The organism is Streptomyces sp. NPDC059452, from assembly GCF_042750035.1.
GTDB lineage: Bacteria > Actinomycetota > Actinomycetes > Streptomycetales > Streptomycetaceae > Streptomyces.
The window spans coordinates 14,118-32,709 of the sequence record NZ_JBHYVE010000050.1; the positions used below are offsets into that span (position 1 = coordinate 14,118).

The following is an 18,592-nucleotide window of genomic DNA, read 5'->3' on the forward strand; positions in this document are numbered from 1 at the left end:
AAGGAAGGCGGTTCCACGGAAGCGGATGAGAACGAAGGAGCATGGGGTGGACGGACAGCCGCTGGCGCCGCCGCAGGATCCGGCTGGTGTTCTGGGGGAGGAGTCGTTGACGGCGTTGCGGGCGCCGGCGGTGCGTCGTCTGCTGGCGCTACGCGCCGAGCGGCGGCTGTCGCGGGAGCATGTGCGCTTGGCCGGGGAGTGCCTGGGCGTGTCGGAGCGGACAGTGTGGCGGTGGCTGGCTGAGGCCTCCCGGTCGCCCGGGGATGCGATCCGCCCTGGGGAACGCAGCGGTGAGCGGTTCGAGATCACCAGGGAGATCCGGGTGCTGCTGGCGTACTGGCATGGCAACGCCTCCGCGGTCCACCGCCAGCTGGTGGCCCGGGCCGAGACCGGCCCGGACGGCTGTGACGGTCAGCCGACGGCGTCTGAATCCGTGGCTTCCCCCGCGGGCGCCCCGCCTGCTGCGGTGCCGTTGCTGGACCCGGTGCCGTCGCTGTCGACGTTCCTGCGCGCGGTGCGTCGTGATCTCACGGTGGGGGAGCGGGCCGGTCTTGCCGCGGGACCGGACGCGGCACGCGCGCACGACGTCTTCGGCAAACGGGCGGCCTCCTGGCGCAATCACGTGTGGGAGGCCGATCACGTCCAGGCACCGCTGCTGGTCGATGCCGACGGCGACCTGGTGCGCCCGTGGGTGACGTGGTTCATCGACACCGCCACCAAAGTGATCACCGGCACTGCGATTACTCCTGGCGTTCCTTCCCGCGCCTCCGTGCTGGTCGCGCTGCGCGCCGCTGTTTTGCGTGAAGATCCCTACGGCCCTGCGGGAGGGACACCGGAGCAGGTGCGGGTGGACAGGGGCAAGGACTTCCTGTCGACCACCGTCACCGCGGCGTTCGGCACGATGGGCGTGACGGTGAAGGACCTTCCTGCCTACAGCCCCCACCTCAAGGGCACGGTGGAAAACCTCAACCGGGCCGTCGACCGGATGCTGTTCGCGGCCCTGCCCGGCTACACCCTCACCCCCGCCAAGCCCCGCTCCGGCCGGCGACGCAAAGACGCGGGCCGCAAGCCAGAGACGTCCGGTGCCATGTCGTTTCAGGACTTCACCGCGGAAGTGCTGGCCTGGACACACTGGTGGAACACCGAGCACCGGCCCCAGGCGCTGTCCGGCCGCACGCCGCTTGGGGCATGGCAGGCCGATCCGACTCCCGTCACGGACGTCCCCGCCCCCGACCTGTGGACCTTCACCCTCGAGGACGACGGCCGCCCGCGGAAGCTGACCAGCCACGGCGTGCGGTGGCGCGGGCGCACCTACATCGCCCCATGGATGACCGGCCAGGCCGGCCGTAGCGTCACAGTGCGCTATATGCCGCACCACGATCACGAGATCGACATCTGTGACGCGCGCGGCACGTATCTCGGGCCTGCCCACCTCGCGGACGCGGCCACCCCCGAACAACTCGGGGCCCTGCGCACAGCCCGTGCGGAGCGTGCCCGACGTCTGCGCGCGGAGGTGAAAGCCGCCGAGACGCTGCGCCGACAGCGCTTCGCCCCAGCCACCACGGCCGGGCCGGCCCAGCGGCTGGGAGCCCTCACCTCTGTTCAAGCCGGGCGTGAACTGGCCGCCGTTGAGCACACCGACGCCTCGAAGCTGGCGCTGCCGGACCTCATCCCGCCCGCCGCGCCCCCGGCCGACTGGCGCACCCCGCCTTCCCTTGCCACCCGGACCGCGTCCGGCCGGCCTGCTCCCCTCCCCGCCGAACCTGCCGCCGACGGCCCGCCCGGCCCGACCGCACCGACCGCTGAAGACGGAGACGCCTCGTGACCGCGGCCACCAACCAGTACGTCGACCTGCCCGATGCGTCCGTGGTCACCACCCGCGCCCTGCTCACTGCCCGGGAGAACATCGCCGACACGGTCGCTGCCCGCGCCATGATGTGCATCCACGGCGGCGCGGGCTTCGGCAAGACCCTCGCCGTCAACACCTGCCTGCGCGAACTCGAACCCGGCGAGGACGTCCGCAAGATCACCTTCCGGGCCCGTCCCACCGCCCGCGCGGTGCGCTACGAACTGTTCACCGCGCTCGACCTGGCCGGTGAACCACCGCGCCACCCCAGCGAGTTCGACCGCCTGCTGAAAACCGCCCTGGCCGAACGCCCCCGCACCTTCCTCGTCGACGAGGCGCAGTGGCTCAACGGGGAGGCGTTCGAATACTTCCGCTATCTGTGGGACGAACCCTCGACCCAGCTCGCGATCATCTTCGTCGGCGGGGAGGGATGCCACACCGTGCTGCGCCGCGAACCGATGCTGTCCTCCCGCATCTTCATCTGGCAGCACTTCACCCGTCTCACCCCCGCCGAGGTCCTGGAGGCCATCCCGCTGTTCCATCCAGTCTGGGCCGACGCCGATCCCGACGACATCGCCTTCGCCGACCAGCATGCCGCGCACGGCAACTTCCGCGCCTGGGCCCAGCTGACCGCCCACACCCGCACCGGCCTGGCCCGCACCGGCCGCCCCTGTGTGGATCAGGAGCTGCTGCGCTGGGCCTTCAGCCGTCTCGCCTGACCGCCACGCCGTCATGCCGTCGCCCGTCGCCGTGGTCATCGACCCGGGCGACGATGCGGTTCACACGCACACCGCCCTGGCCGCCCACCACGTGCCGTCCGGCCGGATCACCCTGCACCCCGGCCCGGGCACCACCAGCGAGACCGGTCTTGCCCACGACCTTCTCGCCGCCCTGGGTAAACCGCCCCTGCTCCCGGGCGGCTTTCCCGCCGGCCGTCAGCCCGCCTGGGAAGCCGCCACCGCATGGATCACGGCCCTGCCCGTCACCCGGCTGACCGTCCTGCGCGCACACCGCCTCACCGCCCGCCGCACGATGCGCCTCCTGCAACTGCGCACCCTCACCGGCATCCACCTGACCCTGGTCTGCCACCGCCCCCACCTGCCCGCCGCCCTGCACCAGGCCCTGCAGACGGCCGACTACTGCGTCACCGCCGACTTCCAGGCCGCTCGCCGCCACTACTACGGCACACTGGCCGCCGTGTCCCCGCTTGTTGACGAGCCCGCCCGGCCGGCCAACCGGTGGCTCACCCTGCCCGTGCTGGACCGCCTCGTCTCCTACGACAGCCCCGCCCCGTGTACCGCCCCGTGCACGCCGCCGCCGATTGTCTTCCGGCACCGCCCGCCACCCGCACCCCTCACCGGGCAGACAGCCCGGGAAGCTGCCCGGCGCCTGGCCGCCGTGACCGCTCATCCTCGCCTGGCCGCCGCTCTAGCCGCCGCGCTCTTCACCGGCGTCTCCTTCCAGCAGCTCGCCACCGCCCGCCCTGGCGACTACGACGACGCCGCGGCCACCCTGGCCCTGCACGACCGCACCCGCTACACCGACGGCTGCGCCACCCACCGCGTGCCGCCGTGGGCGCGCGTCTTCCTGAAGGCGGCCGTCTGCTTCGCCCGGCTCGCAACCGCCCAGGACCAGCACCTGCTGGCCGGCCCCCACGACCGCACCCACCTGTTGCGTGTGGCGGAGGCAGCGAGGCTTCGCCCGCCGCAGCCGCCCGCCAGCCAGCACACCGGCCCTGCCGACCGTATCCAGTGGGACTGGCGCGAACGTAAGGAAGCACGGTGCTACGACGCGATGCTGACACGGCACCAGTCCCCGTCCTCGCGCTGAGTCCGAACCCGCGTGCACGGTCAGTCGATGGAGAAATCGGCGAACTCGACGTCGGTGAAGGCGATCCCGAGACCATGGGCGCGCAGGCCTCCGTCCCGGAAGTAGGCATGCCCCAGCGCTCGGGCGAGGATCACCATCTGCTGCTGCTCACCCCCGTCGGCGTCCCGGGCGGCGAACAGTTCGCGGGCCACTTCTCCCGATAGGTACTGGGTGATAAGCCGTACCCGTGGATCGTCCGACGAGCCTGCCGGAGCGGCGAATCCGAACCGCGCCCTGGTGTGGAAGACGAACCCGTCGGCCTCGGCCCGGGCCCTTCGGCGGGCGCGTACCAGGGGCTGCCATCGTGCCCTGACGGCCTCATCGATCAGCCCCGCATGCACAGCACTGGGACGGCGGCGCATTCCCGGCCGGGTGGTCACCCACCGCTGTACTGTGCGCTGGGAGATCCCCAGGAGGACAGCCACGTTCCTCGTGCCCTTCTCCGCCCTGAGCAGGAAACGCACAGCTGCGTCACCAGTAGGCACTGGACGGCTCAGCAGCGCTCGCTCAAGCCCTGTGACGATCTCCCCCATGTCCGCCCCCGAGCCGTTCTGCCGCCGCACAGCGGCCATCTGCTCCCTCAGGTCTTTCATATCCGCCCGCTGTCTCTGGCCAGTTCTGGCGTACGGGAGACGTCCCTGCGGGTCCTCGGATAAAGGCCCTGCTGTCCTACCGGATCGAGCCTGAGCCCGTCTCACTGACCACCTGATCGCCGCTCCGTAGGGTTCGCGTGCCCACGCAGCCGGTCGAGCAGCGTCCATCTCTAAGAAAACCTAGCGACCTTCTACTAGGTTTCTATAGTCTTTTCCTCGTGAATTCCTATAGCGAGGACCTCGCCAGCGTCGAGCGTGAACTTCGTGAAGCCGAACTCGAGCGTGACCGACTCGGCGCTCATATCGAGGGACTCAAGGCCAAGCTGGACGCCTTCAAGAAGCTGAGCGCAGCGGTATCCGAGCCGGGGTCGGCGATCCAAGATCTCACCAAGGCGGATGCCATCGTCAAGATCCTCAGGGTGTCGCCTCAGCCCATGTCTCTCGGTGATATTGCGGATACTCTGACCGCCGCCGGCAAGCAGGCCAACCGCAACGGCGTTTCCGTCTATATAGACGGTCTGCTTAAGGCCGGCCGCGTCGTCCGCGTTGCACGGAACCAGTACCGCGACGCCTGACTGCTTCACTTAGGTGAGCCCATAGTTCGGTGAGATGGGGCACCTGCGACAGTCCGGACGGCTGGGCGTCCCAACCGTTTCTTACGCACTTCGTACGCGTTTGGTACGCGAAAGATGCGCTTCACGCTAGGGTTCGGGGCAGGAGGTTCTGTATGTCCGAGCTGTTCGACGCGGTCGACGCGCTGGTCTCGTCCCGCTCCCCGTTGCCGCCCCCGGCGGAACGCAAACGGCTGCGCCAGGCGCACGGTCTGACGCTGGACGAGGTGGCCGCCGCACTGCAGGTGCGGCGGGCGACGGTCAGCGGCTGGGAGGCCGGTAAGACCGAGCCGCGGCCGCCGGAGCGCGACGCCTACGCCCGCATGCTGAAGCAACTCACCCAGTTCTACCCCGCCAACGCCCCGGTGCCCTCTGGGGACACGGCAGTCCCCGAGACGCCTGCCGTCCCGGCCGTTCCTGCGCCACCGGTCGCTGAACCGGCCCAAGCGCGCACCGAACCCGCAGACCGGATCCCGGAGCCCGTTTCCGAGGACACCGCGCTGCGCCCCGCCGCTGTGCCGCATCCGGTGGCCACGACCAGGCCGGCGTCGCGTCGGCCGCCCGCGCGTAGGGCCGCCCCTGTCGGCAGCCCAGCCGGTGGTGTCGATGCGCGTTTCGAGAACGGTCCGCTCGCGGTCGTCGACGTCGACGCCGATGGTCAGGTGCTGGCGTACTGCGTCGGCGGCCTGGTCCTGGACGTACCCGCCAAGTCCATCCCAGCGCTGGTGGAGTGGACGCTGAAGGAAGCGAAGCTCGGGGCGCCGAAGCTGTCCGGGCCGGGCAAGGACGCCGACCCGCTGCTCGTGCTCACCGAGTCGGCGCTGGAGCGTTACGGCCTGCCCGTCGCCCTCACGGATGAGGAGCGGCTCGCCGGGCGGATCCCGGAGGGCCACAAGGTCATCAAGCAGTTGACGCGCGCCGACTGGAAGCTGACCAAGAGGGGCTTTGGGCCGTGGGCGCGGATCTACCGCCCCGCGCAGGGGGCGGAGCGTGCGTGCGTGCAACTGTGCATTCCGTCGTGGGATGCGCTCGACACCCGGCACTGGGCCGATGCGGGGCAGCTGCCGCCGGCGTACCTGGCCCGGCTGCTGGGCACGTATGCGGCCCGGGTGATGACGCCGCGCGGATCGACCGCCGTGACGGGCCTGGAGCTGATGACCGCGCTGCACCCGCCGACCCGCGCCTCCGAACCGGACGCTGACGGCAGGCGGCACTCCGAGCACAACCCCGGCTCGCTGGGGAAGGATCCGGTGGACTGCGCGCCGTGCGAGGCTCCCGACGGGCACCCGGTCCTGGCGGACCTGCCGCGCTTCCACCAGCGCACCCCGGCCGAGGCCCTGGTGGAGGAGGCGTACGACTGGGCGCGCCCGCTCACTGACGCTGAATGCCTGCGCCCTCACCTGGTTGGTATCGACGTGAACATGGCCTTTGCCGCCGGCGCGAACGGCTTGGTGGTCGGCCTGGGCGCGCCGACGCATGTCAAGAACCCCGTCTTTGACGCGAAGCTGCCCGGCTCCTGGCTGGTCGACCTGGGCCACGTCGACCTGTCCCGCGTGAAGGTAGCCAAGGACAAGTGGGCGGACCTGGACGGCGAGCTGCTGCCGAGCCCGTTCACGCCGAAGGGCGAGCGCCCGACGGGTCCGGCCTGGTACGCGACGCCGACGGTGGCGTATGCGGTGGAGCTCGGCTACGAGGTGCGCCCGGTCGAGGCGTGGGTGCGCTACGACAACGGGCGTTACCTGGACGCCTGGTACAACCGGCTGCGCGACGCGTACCTTGCGACGATGGACGACCTGGGCGTGCCCGCCGACGTGAGCCCGGAGGACTTCCTGGCGGCGATGGACGGCTATCGGCAGCGCGACCCGGAACTGGCGATCGTGGTGTCCGCGATCAAGGCGACGGTGAAGGGTGGCATCGGCAAGCTGCGTGAGCGGCCGCGCGGTGAGGGCTGGAAGCCCGGCGAGCCGTGGCGTGCTCTTGCCCGTCCGACATGGCGCCCGGACGTCCGCGCCGCGATCATCTCCCGGACCCGGGTCAACATGCACCGCAAGATCGTCAAGCATGCCGCCTTCACCGGGCAGTTCCCGGTCGCGATCCTCTCCGACTGCGTCGTCTACGCCTCCGACGGGCCGTCGCCGCTGGACTTCCTGCCTTACCGGGACGGCAAGCCGCTGCCCGGCGGCTTCAAACTCGGAGTGAACCCCGGCCTGGTGAAGTGGGAAGGCACCCAGAGCGTGCTGTGGGGCGAGGGCGTCCGCGAACAGTTCGAGGCCCCGGAGCTCAACCTCGCCCGGTACATCAAGGACGGCACTATCGCTGACCAGGACACCGGGGAGTAGGTAGAGCGCGATGAGCCTGTTCGGAGACGGCCTGGACGCCGCGGTGCAGAAGGCGTTCACCCGCCCGGCGCCCAAGAGCGCGGGCGCGCAGATGCGCTACCTGGTCAAGCAGCTCAAGGGCACCAAGGCGGTCGCCCAGATACTGCGCATCTCCCAGCGCACCGTCGAGCGGTACGTGAAGGACCAGTTCAAGAAGCCGCGCCCTGACCTCGCCGCCCGCCTGGAGACCGAGGTGAACAAGCGGTGGCAGCCACAGATCCGCGCCAGAGCCCGGCTGAAGGCGGCCACCACCGGCGGCATCGTCATCGACACCCGCGCCCGCATCGGCTACACCGCGCCGATCGGGTCGACGGACGAGGACCGGCTCCGGCACCTGACCGTCGCCCTGCCGCCGCAGTACGCCGCCCGCCTCTTCGACGCCCAGGAGCAGGGCGCCACCGACCAGCAGCTCCAGCAGATCGCCGCCGAAGCACTCAAGGAGGTGTACTTCCAGGACCACGGCCGCCGCGCTGGCCAGCTGGAGGATGTCCGCTTCACCGACATCGCGCACTTGGAGTTCGACCTTTGACCCACCGTCGCCTGGAAATCCGGGGCAGGTTGCTGTGGTCGGGACCACGGCGTACGGGCTTCGGCGGGGCTTCCGTGCCGTGCTGCCATCAGTGCGGCGGCGTCAGGCGAGGGATGTCGGCGAGGGAGAGGTCGGGGCGGGCGCGATGCCAGCGTGCAGGGTGGCGCCACCGGCCGGAGGCACCACCCGGTCCTCATCGACGGAGGCCAGGGCCCTGAACCCGTCCCACTTCAGCTCGCCGGCCCATCCTGGCCGCAGATCGGGCCCGGGCACGGGCGTGCTCAGCATTGGCTCCGGCAGCGTCCACGTCACACCCGATCCCTTCCACCGAGAGCTCGGGTGCTGTCCTCCTGGTGCAGAGTCCCGCCCAGGGGCGGAGGCGGGAGAGTCCCGGCCGGACCGGAGTGCGGCCGGGATCACCCGACTCGTGGGCGGCCCGATGGGTGGTCGGGAGCTGTCTCATGGCCGGTGACGTGACCGGGGCCTGTACGTCCCCTGCACGCGATTTCGCTATGGGGCGGCGTATACCTTCGGCATCGCGATCTCGCGGATGGTTTGAGGATCGTTGGGTGGCCTCAGCGTTTGCGTGCTGATGACTTGGGTTCCGGTGTCGCGGGCGGCTGCGGCCAGTTCCGTGAGAGCTTGGCGCACTACGTCGTGGGCGATGCCCTGCTGGTGAGGGTTGTCCAGCAGCAGCAGCCCAGGGAAGGCGCACTCCTGGTCGAGATCCCTTTCGAGGAACAGGGTGGCGTAGCTATATGCCAGGAAGAACAGGACCTTGGCCTCTGCTCCCAGACCTTGGTCCCAGGGCCGGGAACCGACGTAGAAGGTGAGATCGGTGTCCCTGATCGTCACGTCCCGGGTCACCCAGAGAGTGTCGCGGTAGCGGGCGAGGAAATCGTTCATGCGGTCGGCGAAGGCGGAGCACCGGTCCATGGGAGACAGCACAGATGTCCTTGAGGCCGGCTGCTGTTTCTCGATCTGATCCACGGTCTGCTGAGCGGAGAGCAAGGTGCGGTGCGCTTCGTCGCGACGCTGCAGAATCTCTTCCATCGCAGGGAGGGCAGTCATCTTGTGCTCCAGTTGGGCGATCTGCGCGGCGAGTCCTTCCAACGTCGCCATGAACGGGGCAAGTTGTGCGGCGCGCTGTTGGTTGAGTTGCTGCGCCAGTTCGGCCTGCTGTGCATGCAACGTCTGCTGAAGCATTCGCGTGGCTTCGAGGTCGGTTGCGGTGTGTGTGATGACGTCATCCAGCTCGGACAGTTCTGACTTCAGGGACCTGATTTCCACCTGTGCCCTGCGCTGGCGCTTGTCATCGTCCACCGGCTGGAAGCACAGATAGCAGGCGTCCTCGTGGTGAGCACGCTTGGGATCGACGCTCTGCTCGCAGGCAGGGCACAAGCGGACTGGCAGGGCGTCGAAGACCTCGATGGAGGTGATCAGACGTTCCATTCGACCTACCTCGGCTGTGACCGTGCGAGCCGAGCGGCGGTGTTCCTCAAGGAGATGTTCCAGGTCCGCCATCTCCTCGGTCGCGCGCCTGAGCTGGCTGGTGACGTCTCCGTAGGCAACGGTCAGGGAGGAGTCGTATCCCGCGGGCGCCCCGGCAGGTGTGCTTCCTTCAGTAATGCCTTGGATTTCAGCTGTCAGGGTTCGACGACGTTCGTGGATGGCGTTGAGCTCGCCCTGCAGCTCGCGGCGTGCTGCGGCGACCTGCTCTGCGCTGTGGGTGAGGGGCAGGCCCAGGTTCTGGGAGATAGCGGTGATGGCCTGCAGAGTGCTTTCCCGGACCTCTCTGCTCACGGCCTCGGCCTCGTCTCGACGCCGTTTCGCCTGTGCGAGCTCGAAGTCCCGGTTCGCCTGGGCGGTTCGGGATTGGGCGAATCCTAGGAGCTGGCTGACCACTGCACGCCGGACGAACTCATGCTCCTTGTTCGCGAAGCTTGTCCAGGAGTCCTCGTTTCGGTAGAAGTGCCGCAAGGTGTTGCGGAAGGACAGGGAGACCTGTTCAGTGGCCGCAGCCGGATGAAGCCCCTTGGGTATGCGCAGGTTGGGCCATCCCAGTTCACCCAGGATCCAGTCAGAGAATTCGGCGGCCGTGATCTCCGAGCCGTCGATGCTGACTTTTCCCATCCGTCCCTGCGTGAGGTACCTGGTGAGGGTGTGGGGCTGGCCGTGGATCCTGAGATCCGTGCTGACCTCTACATGCTCATCGGCGACCGCCGCTTTGAGAGCTTCGGCGGGACTGTCCCGGTCACCGAGGCAGTAGTCGATCACTCGGAGTGTCGTGGTCTTGGAGCTGTTGCGTACGCCAGTGAGGATGTTGAGCTTGCTGGGCTCGAAGGCATATTCGTCGAACTCGCCGCTTGGGTGTACGAGCGTGACTTTGGCGATCCGAAGCCCGCGCTCGGATGTGCTGGGCTCGCTCATGGGCGGATCTCCTGATGGAAGGTCGCGTTGCCGACCTCGTCCGGAAACAGGTCGTAGATGATGTTCTTCAGGTCGGTGCCTGACATGTCCGCCAGGTTGCCCTGCATGGCTCGGCATCGCTGGACCAGGGGCTGGAACTGCTCCATTGCTGTGAGCTGGGCCGCCGTCGTCTTACCGGCGGCCGTGAGCTTCACCCGCTCGGGGTTATGGCTGATGGTGATGGTTGCGAGGCCGCGGGCGGTGAGAAAGGACAGGAACTGGCGGTAACGGTGGTCCCAGGGGCCGTACCGATATCGCACCATTGGCGCCTCGATCTCGGAGGTGTCCGGGGCGACGAACACTTCTGGCCGACCAGCTCTGCCCGGCAGCAGAGCGGCGTGCGCTCGTTCCAGGAATCCGGGGTAGCGCAGGAAGAAGTCGAGCTTCGCGAACTTCGTGCGCCCTTCGATGTACGGCCCCGGGCTCTGACCGCACAGGTGGATGAGCAGCAACAGGCGCGAGGCATGGAAATCGACCGAGTCGTCGGGATCCCATGCCCTATGGAGGGGCGGCACGACCTTGCTGCCGATTTTATGAGGCATCTTCGTACCTGTTCTGGCAGCGTGCGGTGATGTCGCTCAGCACAGCCAGAGCCTGGCTGAGGTCTACCGTTCCAGAGACCACTTCCCGCATCTGGCTGACTTTGAGCATCGTTTCTCTATAGGCGGGTTCGCCTGCTTCGATCAGACCGCCGCGCCTCTGCATCGAGGTGAGCTGGCAGATGGCGTAGACCTTGTCCGACAGCTCGGCGAGACGCTGGCGCTCACTACCCAGGCTGCGGCGCTGGGCCTGGCGGAACGTCAGCATGGCCTCATGCTGACGTTCCGCCTCGGCATCGGGGACACCAGCTGGCCGCAGCTTCGCCTGAAGGGTCATGAGCGGCTCGGTGGAACCATCGGAGCGCTGCCCGGTCACCTGGAGAATGGACTTCTCGAGGATGCTCCGGAATTCGTGAGCCGTGTGGCGTTGAGGTTCTGGTTCGGCCGCACGGCGCGCGATGTACCCGGAGACAAGCCCCAGCAGAACGTTGTCCACCTCCTGCGCCAGCGGGTCCTGGCCGAGGTACGTCGTGATCAGTGGAATCAGACGTCTGCGGGCTTCATCTTCGACCTGATCGCAAGTGCGCGCTGTGACGAGTACATCCAGACGATCGACGCACCATCCGACGTCACGGCCGTCGGGCAGGCTCAGACCGTTGAGCTTGTCGATGATCCGCTCACGATCGTCTGCGTTGACCGGCCCGCGTGCGCCGCCGCGCTCACAGACAAACTGGAACAGATCTCGCTGGGGGGTCTCATTGACGATCAGCGTGAAGCGTGTTCCTTCCGGAAGTGGCTTTCCGCCGAACAGCTTGCCGAGGTAGCTTGTTGCCGCCGTTCTGTTCTCTGCCTTCTTCGCCGCATCCGGCTTGCAGATGTCGGCGATGCTGTGGCGCTTCGCTCCTTCGACTGTCTTGACCTGCCGGTAAGAAGGCGCGTCAGCTTTGTAGCAGAGGATGTCCTCTAGATCCTCCCACGAGACTTCCGTCCAGTGGCCGCCCAGCATGTCGAGGCAGTCCAGGAGTGTGACCGCGTCCTGGTACAGGAAGCCACGCCGGCTGCGCCGGCCACCATCAGCAGGCGCAAGCGTCACTGGCGCTCCACTTACGCAACCGGCCGGTGCCGACCACCAGCTCAACGGCACAGGTTTCTATTCGCATCGTGCCCCCAACGGACGCTCTGGGCATCGGAGTAGATCACCATCCGCACACGGATCGCAACGGTCCGTTGGAGCAATTCGTACAAGAACAGGCTGACCCCGCTGGCCGCTGGTGGCCCCGGCCAGGGAGCGGGACCACCAGGTCGGCGGATGTGGGATCAGCGGGTGCGCGCCGGGTCAGCGCTGCTGGACCCACCAGATGATCCACCCGGTCCCGCTCGCGCCCAGGGCGCCGGCGGAGCCGCGGAGGATGCCGTAGCCCGCCGTACGGGCGAGGGCGCGCAGGCGACGGCGGTGGCCGCCATCCAGCAGCTGCTGCAGACGGGTCCGGATCCCGGACCAGTTGTGGCGCAGCTGGCCGTTGCTCTGGTGATGCCGGGTCGACGCCCGGCGGTCGGTGCCCTTAGGCTCGTTGGACATGCTGGTGGTGCCTCCTTGGGGAGTGACTGTCGGTTTGTTCACTGGGCGGCTCCCTGCTGGAACAGGGGGCCGTCGCCCGTTCCGGGGCGGCGGCCTGCGCCGCGCCCGGCCCGTGTGTGCCGGGCCGGGAGTCGTGGGGCCGGGGCCGTGCGCCCCGGCGGTGCTCATCGCGGAATCGCGGCCCCCGAGAGTGCGGGGATACGGGCGCCGATCCGCAGCGCGGTGCGGGCGATGCCCTCCGGAGTCCAGGCGGCCTCTGCCGCCTCGCGCTCTGTCTTGTTGACGTTCAGGTCGAACGGCGCGGCGAGAGCCCAGCGGACCTGCGTGCTCTGCCCGAGGACGGAGAAGCCATCCAGCTGCTGCTCGCAGAGGAACTCGTACAGCAGGTGCTCCCTCTTCAACTCCTCGATGCCACGCCTGACCGTCGAGGGGGAGACCCCGTACCAGAGCGCGTACTCCCTGTCCTTGTGCAGGACGAAGGACAGCTTGCGCTGGCTCATGAGGATGAGCAGCATCGTCTTCGCCGGCATCGACAGCTTCCGGTAGTAGTGCTGCTCCCAGTACGCGAACGGCACCTTGAAGTAGGTGCTCTTGCGAGAGCCCTCCTTGTCGCCCGACGGCAGCGTGTACGGATCGCCGGAGCCGTCCTCGAGCAACTTGGTGATCTTCGTCATCCGGCCGTGCGGCTCGGTGCTGATCAGCTTCAGTTCCTTGAGCTTGTGCAGGTGCCGGGAGACCGCGGCGCTCGCGGTGCCGTTGGTGGCGAAGGAGATCCCTGCGGCGCGGCCCCAGGTCTCGGACCGGTGAGTGACGCTCCAGTCGGCGCGCGCGGTGACGCAGTGGATCAGGAGGAAGAGGTCCAGCCGCTCGTTACTGCGCAGCATCTTGGAGAACGGGCCGGGCTGCGTGATCAGGCGGAGGCCGGGATCGGCGTCCTGGACGAAGGCACGCCGGATGAGGACGGCACGGCCGGTGCGCTTGGACTGCTCCAGCAGCATCCGTATCGTGTCGTCCTGGCTTACGGGCATGTCCCGCTTGAGCACGGTCAGTTCGGTGTTCACGGAGTCCATGTTCACCGATCGGTCGTAGGGAGCGGGTGTCGAATTCCGGTGCGGCCGCTTGGCCGCCTCCCGTTCAGACCGAGCTATCGGAACACATTGGATAACTGATGACCCCAGTGGGAATCCATTGGCGCCCGAAGCCGCAGGCAGGCGTGTACGTGATGCCTGGAACCTTTAACGCTTCAGACGGTGATCTTTGATGTTCCGGAGTCCGAATCTTGGATAGTTCCCATCATGACTCCGTACCAGGGAGAACACGGCGGCGAGTCCGGTTCGTGCTGGTCGCTGGTGACGTCTCTCCCGCCGGCTGTCAGTGGCCTACACGGTCACGACTGCGCCCGTCCCGAACCCGACAGCGCGAGACCCCGGGCCTCGACAGGCCCGGGGTCCGGTGGGGGAGCGGCCGGAGGCTGTCTCAGTAGTCGCCCTGTTCGGAGGGCGGTCCGTACTGCTCGATGATGTCGCAGGTGCAGGCGCCGCCCTCGTACAGCACCGTGTCGCACTCGTCATGGTGATGTCGTACCCGCGGCCGCTTCGGCGGGGCGGCCGAAGCGGGAGGGGCGGGTGGCTGGTCGGTTCCGGCCCGGGCGGCGGCCCGGAGCTCCTGGTCGACGACGGCGGAGGCGATCTCGTCCTTGCGCCACTTCTCGGGGGAGTTGTGGCGTACCAGGCCGCCCGCGTAGGCCATGCGCAGCAGTTCGGCCTTGGTGTGCTTCCGGGTCAGCTCGGTGAGGCGCTTCATGCGTGCCAGGCTGCGGGCCGCCTCGGCTTCGCGCTCCTGGTCCGTCATCGCGTTGGCGTCGCGCTGACCCGGTACTGACGTCTCCGGCGACGCCGGCTGGTCAAAGCTTCCGTCCGTGGGGGCCGGGGCGGCTGGTGCCGGGCCTGCCCAGTCGACGCCCAACGCGGCCAGGGCGGCGAGCTGTTCGGCGCTGAGCTTGTCCCGCCTCGCGCGGGTGTTCGAGATCCATACGCCCAGTCTTACGACCACCGGCTCCGCCTCGCCGTCGACCGCGATCTCCTCGCTGGCTCCTCGCGGCACCGGCCGCTTGCCCTCCCGATCCCTCCATTGGGCGAGGGCCTGTACGCCCCGCTGGAACGCCTGCTGCGCCTTGCCCGTGCCCTTCGTCGCACGCGTGGCCGCTGGGGCGGGAGACGGAGCCTCAAGCGGTGTGACGCCCAGCTGTGAGAGGCGCTCCTGCTGTTCGGTGGACAGCTGCGCCCAGGTGCTCGCCTCTCGTTGCCGTGCGAGCCACCTGCCCAGATCATCGCCCTCGAACAGGACACCGGGCTGGATGGTCGGCAGGATGCCGTCGGCGTCGACTAGGTCGGCGAGGACGCGGTAGTGGCGTTGCCAGTCGAGTGGCCACGGGCAGTCCCAGTCCGGGTCGATCGCCGCGAGCTGTGCTGCGCGCGCCGCGGCGCGCTCGGGGTCCTTTCCGAGGCCGCCCTTCCTGCGGAGATTGGCCGCATGCTGCCCGATGGGCACCATTGCCTCGGCCTCGCCCCAGACGGCGTTTTGGCGGGGTGCGAGGTGTCCGGTGGCCTGCCGGTAGGAGCGCAGCGCGGCGAGCTTGTTCTCCCATGTCTCCTCGCCGGGCTCCCAGACCATCCCGGCCTCCGGGGCGTCCAGGAGCTCCTTGCGGTGCGGATCGAGTTCCCCGGCCCGCAGCGATTTCCGCTGCTGGTGGACCCACCGCCCCAGAGGAAACGCCTTCGTCGCCCCTACCTCGGCCTCGACGTCGTAGGGGACGGCGTGGAGGCCGGTGATCTCGTTCTCGGCCCGCCAGCGGATGAGGGCCTGGTAGCCCTCCAGCCAGACGAGGCTGTCCGGCCGGTAGACGCGGGTGCGCAGGAACGCGGCGATCGTGGCGGCGTCCCGGGGAGTGGAGAAGTGGAGCAGGGCGGATTCGGCGGCGGCCTGGGTGTCGTCGTGCTCCTGGTCCTCGCCGTCGGTGCCGATGATCTGGCCGTTCTCGTCGCGCTGGACGTGGACCTTGCGCTTGCCGCTGGTGAGGGCACGGGAGGCGAGCTGCTCAACGAGTCGTTCATCATGACTGCGGAGCCCTTGCAAAACGGCTACAAGCGGGCGGAAGCTGGCGCTGGCGACCATGTCCGTCGGGTCCTCGTTCGGCTCCAGGAAGACCGGCACGATGATGCGGGCGACCTTGGTGGAGCCGTCGCGGTTGAGCCGGAGTGCGCGGCCGATGTTCTGGACGATTTCGACCTGGGAGCCGCGGGTGTCGGCGAAGCAGATCGAGTCGACTCCGCGCTCGCCGGTGATGTCGACGCCTTCGCCGAGCACGCGGCAGCTGGCGAGGAAGGCGCGGTGGACCCGGTGCCCGCCCGCGTCGGTGCCGTTGGCGAACTGGCGCAGGACCTCGCGCCGCTCGCTGACGGTGTGGTCGCCGCACAGCCATGCCGACCAGACGCGGTCCGGGGGTACGTGGCGGCCGGGCTCCAGCTCGTAGAACTCGGCGTCGATCGACGACGCGGGGAGTTTGTCGGCGGCGGCTAGGTCCTCGTCCGAGGCGTCGTTGACGTACAGCTCGGCCGCTGTCTCGGGCAGCTTGTCCGTGAACGCGCGGGCTTCCTCGACCTTCTGGTGGAACGTCATCATGGTCTTGAGGTTCCACTTTGCCGCGTGCTCCAGGAGCGCGGGCTGCAGCAGGGCCAGGCGCCGGCCGCGCCGGGCTTCCTCGGACTCGCCGATGGCGGGGGCCGGGTCGCGGATCTCCAGGACGTCGATCTGGAACCCGGCGAGGATTTCCCGCTCGATCGCTTCCGAGAGCCCGAGTTCGGCGAGCCACGCGCCGTACGTACCGTTCGGGTCGTCGGCCATGGTCGCGATCTCCGCCTCCTGGCCGTCCGCGCCCTTCTGAGGCCGGGGCGCGGCGAGGATGCGGGGGGTGGCGGTGAGGTAAAGCCGGAAGTCGGCGGGGATCCGCTGGTTGTCGTGGATCGCAGCCCACGGACGGCCAAGATCACCGGCGGTTCCGTGTGCCTCGTCCACGATCGCGAGGTCGAAGCCGTCCATGCGTTGGCCGTAGAGCCGCTCTCCGCCCGCCAGGGCGGCCTCCAGCGGCCCCCGGACCTTCCGCTGGCCCGTTGCATCGGTGGGGTCCTCGCGGTCGACGAGGGAGGCGTACGTGGCGAACACGACGACCGGCCCGTGCCCGGCCCACAGGGCCAGTTGGATCGGGTTCGTGGTCGTCCGTACGCCCAGCGAGTTCAGTACCGCGTCGTTCTCCAGCGAGCACACCGCGACCATCGGCGCCCGGTGCCCCACCAGGCGCCACGCCTGCGCGGTCTGGACGAGCAGGTCCAGGGTGGGCACGGTGACGAGGATCCGGCCGTCCGCGAAGCTCTCCAGGGCGCTCGCGGCGGCCATGATCGTCTTTCCGGAGCCGGTGGCGGACACGATCGTGCCCCGGGAACCCTGCGGGAGCGCAAATGATCTTGCGGGGAATCCTACCCATTTCCGGACTGCCGATTTCTGCTTCAGCTGGTGTTCTCTGAGCTTTACCCCGAGCATTCCTGCACCTGTCTTCTCTTCGGTTCCGGCGTGTTTTCCCAGAGCTCAGCGCGGGGTGAACGGGGGTACGGAGACGGCTTCGGTCACCTGGGCGAGGGGCAGGCCGCCCGTGCTGTTGCGGCGTACGACATCACGCGCCAGGTCCTCGGAACTCCAGATCATGCCGTGCTCCTTCTTCTCTGTCCGTGTGCGGGTGGTTGTAGGGCCGGTCATCGATCCAGGCGCGCTGCCGGATGTCCGCGATACGTACGGCCAGCTCCACGATCCGTGAGCTGGTGATGGCCGGCTCGCGGGCTATTCCGGATCGGCCGGGCAGGCAGGCCCCGAAGCCTCGTGAGGGCCGGGCGTGAACTCGTCCACGGCCAGACCGCTGCCGGGGCCGTCGGTGGCGTGCTGGACGAGCTGGTGGACGATGGCGGCGGGCGAGAGACCGTACCGCTGCGCCCAGGCGCGGACACGGCGGCCCGTGGCGGCGTCGAGTGCCAGCTCCAGCTGGAGTTCGTCCACGCGCTCCTGCCACGCCGCCTTGGCCCGCGCTGCCCGTTCCGCACGCGCGGCTTCCTCAGCCGCCTGAACCTGCTGCCGCTGCTCCCGGCGCTGCTCTGTCCAGGCGGTGACCTGCGGGTCGAGGCCTGGCTCGTACAAGGGGGCACCGCCGGCGGTGACGAGCTCCAGGAGCCGCTGCCACTCGGCGTGCCGCCAGCGCTCGCTCAGGTCCGGACTCCCGCCCAGTTCTTCGTCGTCTTCCTCAAAGAGGACGTCCTGCGCTCCGAGGACGTCCTGCGCTCCGAGGACGTCCTCCCACGCCTCGGCGGTACGAGCGCGGATCTCATCGAGGCCGAGCCCGAAAGCGGCGAGCTGCACCACCCGTTGCGCGGTCTGCTGGGCCCACGGCGCAGCCGGGTCGCCCGTTGCACCGTTCAGCGCATGAAGGGCGGCCGCAGCGACAGCCGCGGGGCCCTCGGGCCAGGTACGCAGCGCGATCACCCGGAAGACCTCCAGCCGCCGCAGCCGTTGCTTGTCCGCGAATTCCGGCAGACCCCATAGCGTTTGAAATAGAGCCCGAGCAACCCTCTCCGGCCCTTCAGGAGCGGCTTTTTGAGCAGCTAACTCCAGGGCTCTATCCCGATTCAGCATCACTCTGACCTCTCCATTCAAGCCCGACTGGTGGGTGCCCCTCACTTCTGCCAATGCTACATGTGCATCTTCTGGATGCACCCACTACGCTGAATCCCGACCCGATCGAGCGACCCTCACCCTCGTAACCAGCCTGGCCCGCATCGCGGGCCTTGAAGGTTCTGGAGGCGCAGCCGGAAGGACCGCCTGGCGGGCGAGCGCAGCGACCCCGCCGGGAGCGCCTCGCGCTCCCTTCAACTCCCTTACCGAAAACCCCACTAGCCGCAAGTCACACAGTCAGTCAGGGCCCGCGCACCGCGCGGGCCAGCCGGGCGCGCAGCGGCCGGCCCCCACTGCCTCCTGGAGCGCAGCGGAGGGAGGCGCCCCCGCATCGCGGGGGCCAAGGGAGCGCAGCGACCGCCCCGCTTGCACCTGTCTCTTATACACAACAGACGCTGCCGACGACC

Annotated in this window: 14 protein-coding genes and 1 pseudogene; 6 read left to right on the forward strand and 9 right to left on the reverse strand. The window is 68.8% G+C overall.

Annotated elements, in window-relative coordinates; genetic code table 11:
- Positions 1-130: 130 nt before the first annotated feature.
- From ACFW9Z_RS35185 to ACFW9Z_RS35195, 3 genes and pseudogenes are all read left to right on the forward strand, one after another.
- Positions 131-1,736 (forward strand): annotated as a pseudogene (locus ACFW9Z_RS35185) (Mu transposase C-terminal domain-containing protein); the annotation flags it as partial.
- An 85-nt stretch (positions 1,737-1,821) separates the two neighbouring features.
- Positions 1,822-2,565 (forward strand): AAA family ATPase, encoded by a 744-nt coding sequence (locus ACFW9Z_RS35190; RefSeq protein ID WP_384647593.1) that lies wholly within the window; start codon positions 1,822-1,824, stop codon positions 2,563-2,565.
- A gap of 13 nt (positions 2,566-2,578) precedes the next feature.
- The gene (locus tag ACFW9Z_RS35195; RefSeq protein WP_384647595.1) at positions 2,579-3,676 is read left to right on the forward strand and encodes a hypothetical protein; all 1,098 of its coding nucleotides are present in this window, start codon (positions 2,579-2,581) and stop codon (positions 3,674-3,676) included.
- 20 nt (positions 3,677-3,696) lie between these two features.
- Here the strand turns inward: ACFW9Z_RS35195 and tpg (ACFW9Z_RS35200) are convergent, their stop codons facing one another.
- Complete coding sequence (gene tpg, locus ACFW9Z_RS35200) at positions 3,697-4,476, reverse strand: telomere-protecting terminal protein Tpg (protein ID WP_384647598.1); 780 nt, start codon at positions 4,474-4,476, stop codon at positions 3,697-3,699.
- Positions 4,477-4,526: 50 nt separating this feature from the next.
- Between tpg (ACFW9Z_RS35200) and ACFW9Z_RS35205 the strand changes: the two genes are divergently transcribed.
- The 3 genes from ACFW9Z_RS35205 to tpg (ACFW9Z_RS35215) all read left to right on the forward strand — a co-directional run bounded on the left by ACFW9Z_RS35205 (position 4,527) and on the right by tpg (ACFW9Z_RS35215) (position 7,826).
- On the forward strand, positions 4,527-4,883 hold the full coding sequence (locus ACFW9Z_RS35205; protein ID WP_384647600.1) for a hypothetical protein: 357 nt from the start codon (positions 4,527-4,529) through the stop codon (positions 4,881-4,883).
- A 152-nt stretch (positions 4,884-5,035) separates the two neighbouring features.
- Complete coding sequence (tap, locus tag ACFW9Z_RS35210; protein WP_384647602.1) at positions 5,036-7,258, forward strand: telomere-associated protein Tap; 2,223 nt, start codon at positions 5,036-5,038, stop codon at positions 7,256-7,258.
- Between the two features lie 10 nt (positions 7,259-7,268).
- Positions 7,269-7,826, forward strand: a complete 558-nt coding sequence (tpg, locus tag ACFW9Z_RS35215; RefSeq protein WP_384647605.1) for a telomere-protecting terminal protein Tpg — start codon at positions 7,269-7,271, stop codon at positions 7,824-7,826.
- 102 nt (positions 7,827-7,928) lie between these two features.
- Here the strand turns inward: tpg (ACFW9Z_RS35215) and ACFW9Z_RS35220 are convergent, their stop codons facing one another.
- From ACFW9Z_RS35220 to ACFW9Z_RS35255, 8 genes are all read right to left on the reverse strand, one after another.
- On the reverse strand, positions 7,929-8,114 hold the full coding sequence (locus tag ACFW9Z_RS35220; protein WP_384647607.1) for a hypothetical protein: 186 nt from the start codon (positions 8,112-8,114) through the stop codon (positions 7,929-7,931).
- 222 nt (positions 8,115-8,336) lie between these two features.
- Positions 8,337-10,256, reverse strand: coding sequence for a hypothetical protein (locus ACFW9Z_RS35225; protein ID WP_384647609.1), 1,920 nt, complete (start codon positions 10,254-10,256; stop codon positions 8,337-8,339).
- Entirely contained in the window at positions 10,253-10,837 is a 585-nt protein-coding gene (locus tag ACFW9Z_RS35230; protein ID WP_384647612.1) for a hypothetical protein, read from the reverse strand. Before ACFW9Z_RS35230 ends, ACFW9Z_RS35225 begins: the two co-directional genes overlap by 4 nt.
- Positions 10,827-11,927, reverse strand: coding sequence for a dsDNA nuclease domain-containing protein (locus ACFW9Z_RS35235; RefSeq protein WP_384647614.1), 1,101 nt, complete (start codon positions 11,925-11,927; stop codon positions 10,827-10,829). The genes ACFW9Z_RS35230 and ACFW9Z_RS35235 overlap by 11 nt, the downstream gene beginning before the upstream one ends.
- Positions 11,928-12,170: 243 nt before the next feature.
- On the reverse strand, positions 12,171-12,413 hold the full coding sequence (locus ACFW9Z_RS35240; RefSeq protein WP_384647616.1) for a hypothetical protein: 243 nt from the start codon (positions 12,411-12,413) through the stop codon (positions 12,171-12,173).
- 164 nt (positions 12,414-12,577) lie between these two features.
- Complete coding sequence (locus tag ACFW9Z_RS35245) at positions 12,578-13,474, reverse strand: hypothetical protein (protein ID WP_384647618.1); 897 nt, start codon at positions 13,472-13,474, stop codon at positions 12,578-12,580.
- A 415-nt stretch (positions 13,475-13,889) separates the two neighbouring features.
- A complete protein-coding gene (locus tag ACFW9Z_RS35250) occupies positions 13,890-17,009 on the reverse strand; it encodes a Helicase associated domain protein (RefSeq protein WP_384647620.1) in 3,120 nt (1,039 codons plus the stop codon).
- Positions 17,010-17,303: 294 nt separating this feature from the next.
- Positions 17,304-17,996 carry a hypothetical protein gene (locus tag ACFW9Z_RS35255; protein ID WP_384647622.1) on the reverse strand — a complete coding sequence of 231 codons (693 nt, stop codon included), beginning with the start codon at positions 17,994-17,996 and terminating at the stop codon, positions 17,304-17,306.
- Positions 17,997-18,592: the final 596 nt, after the last annotated feature.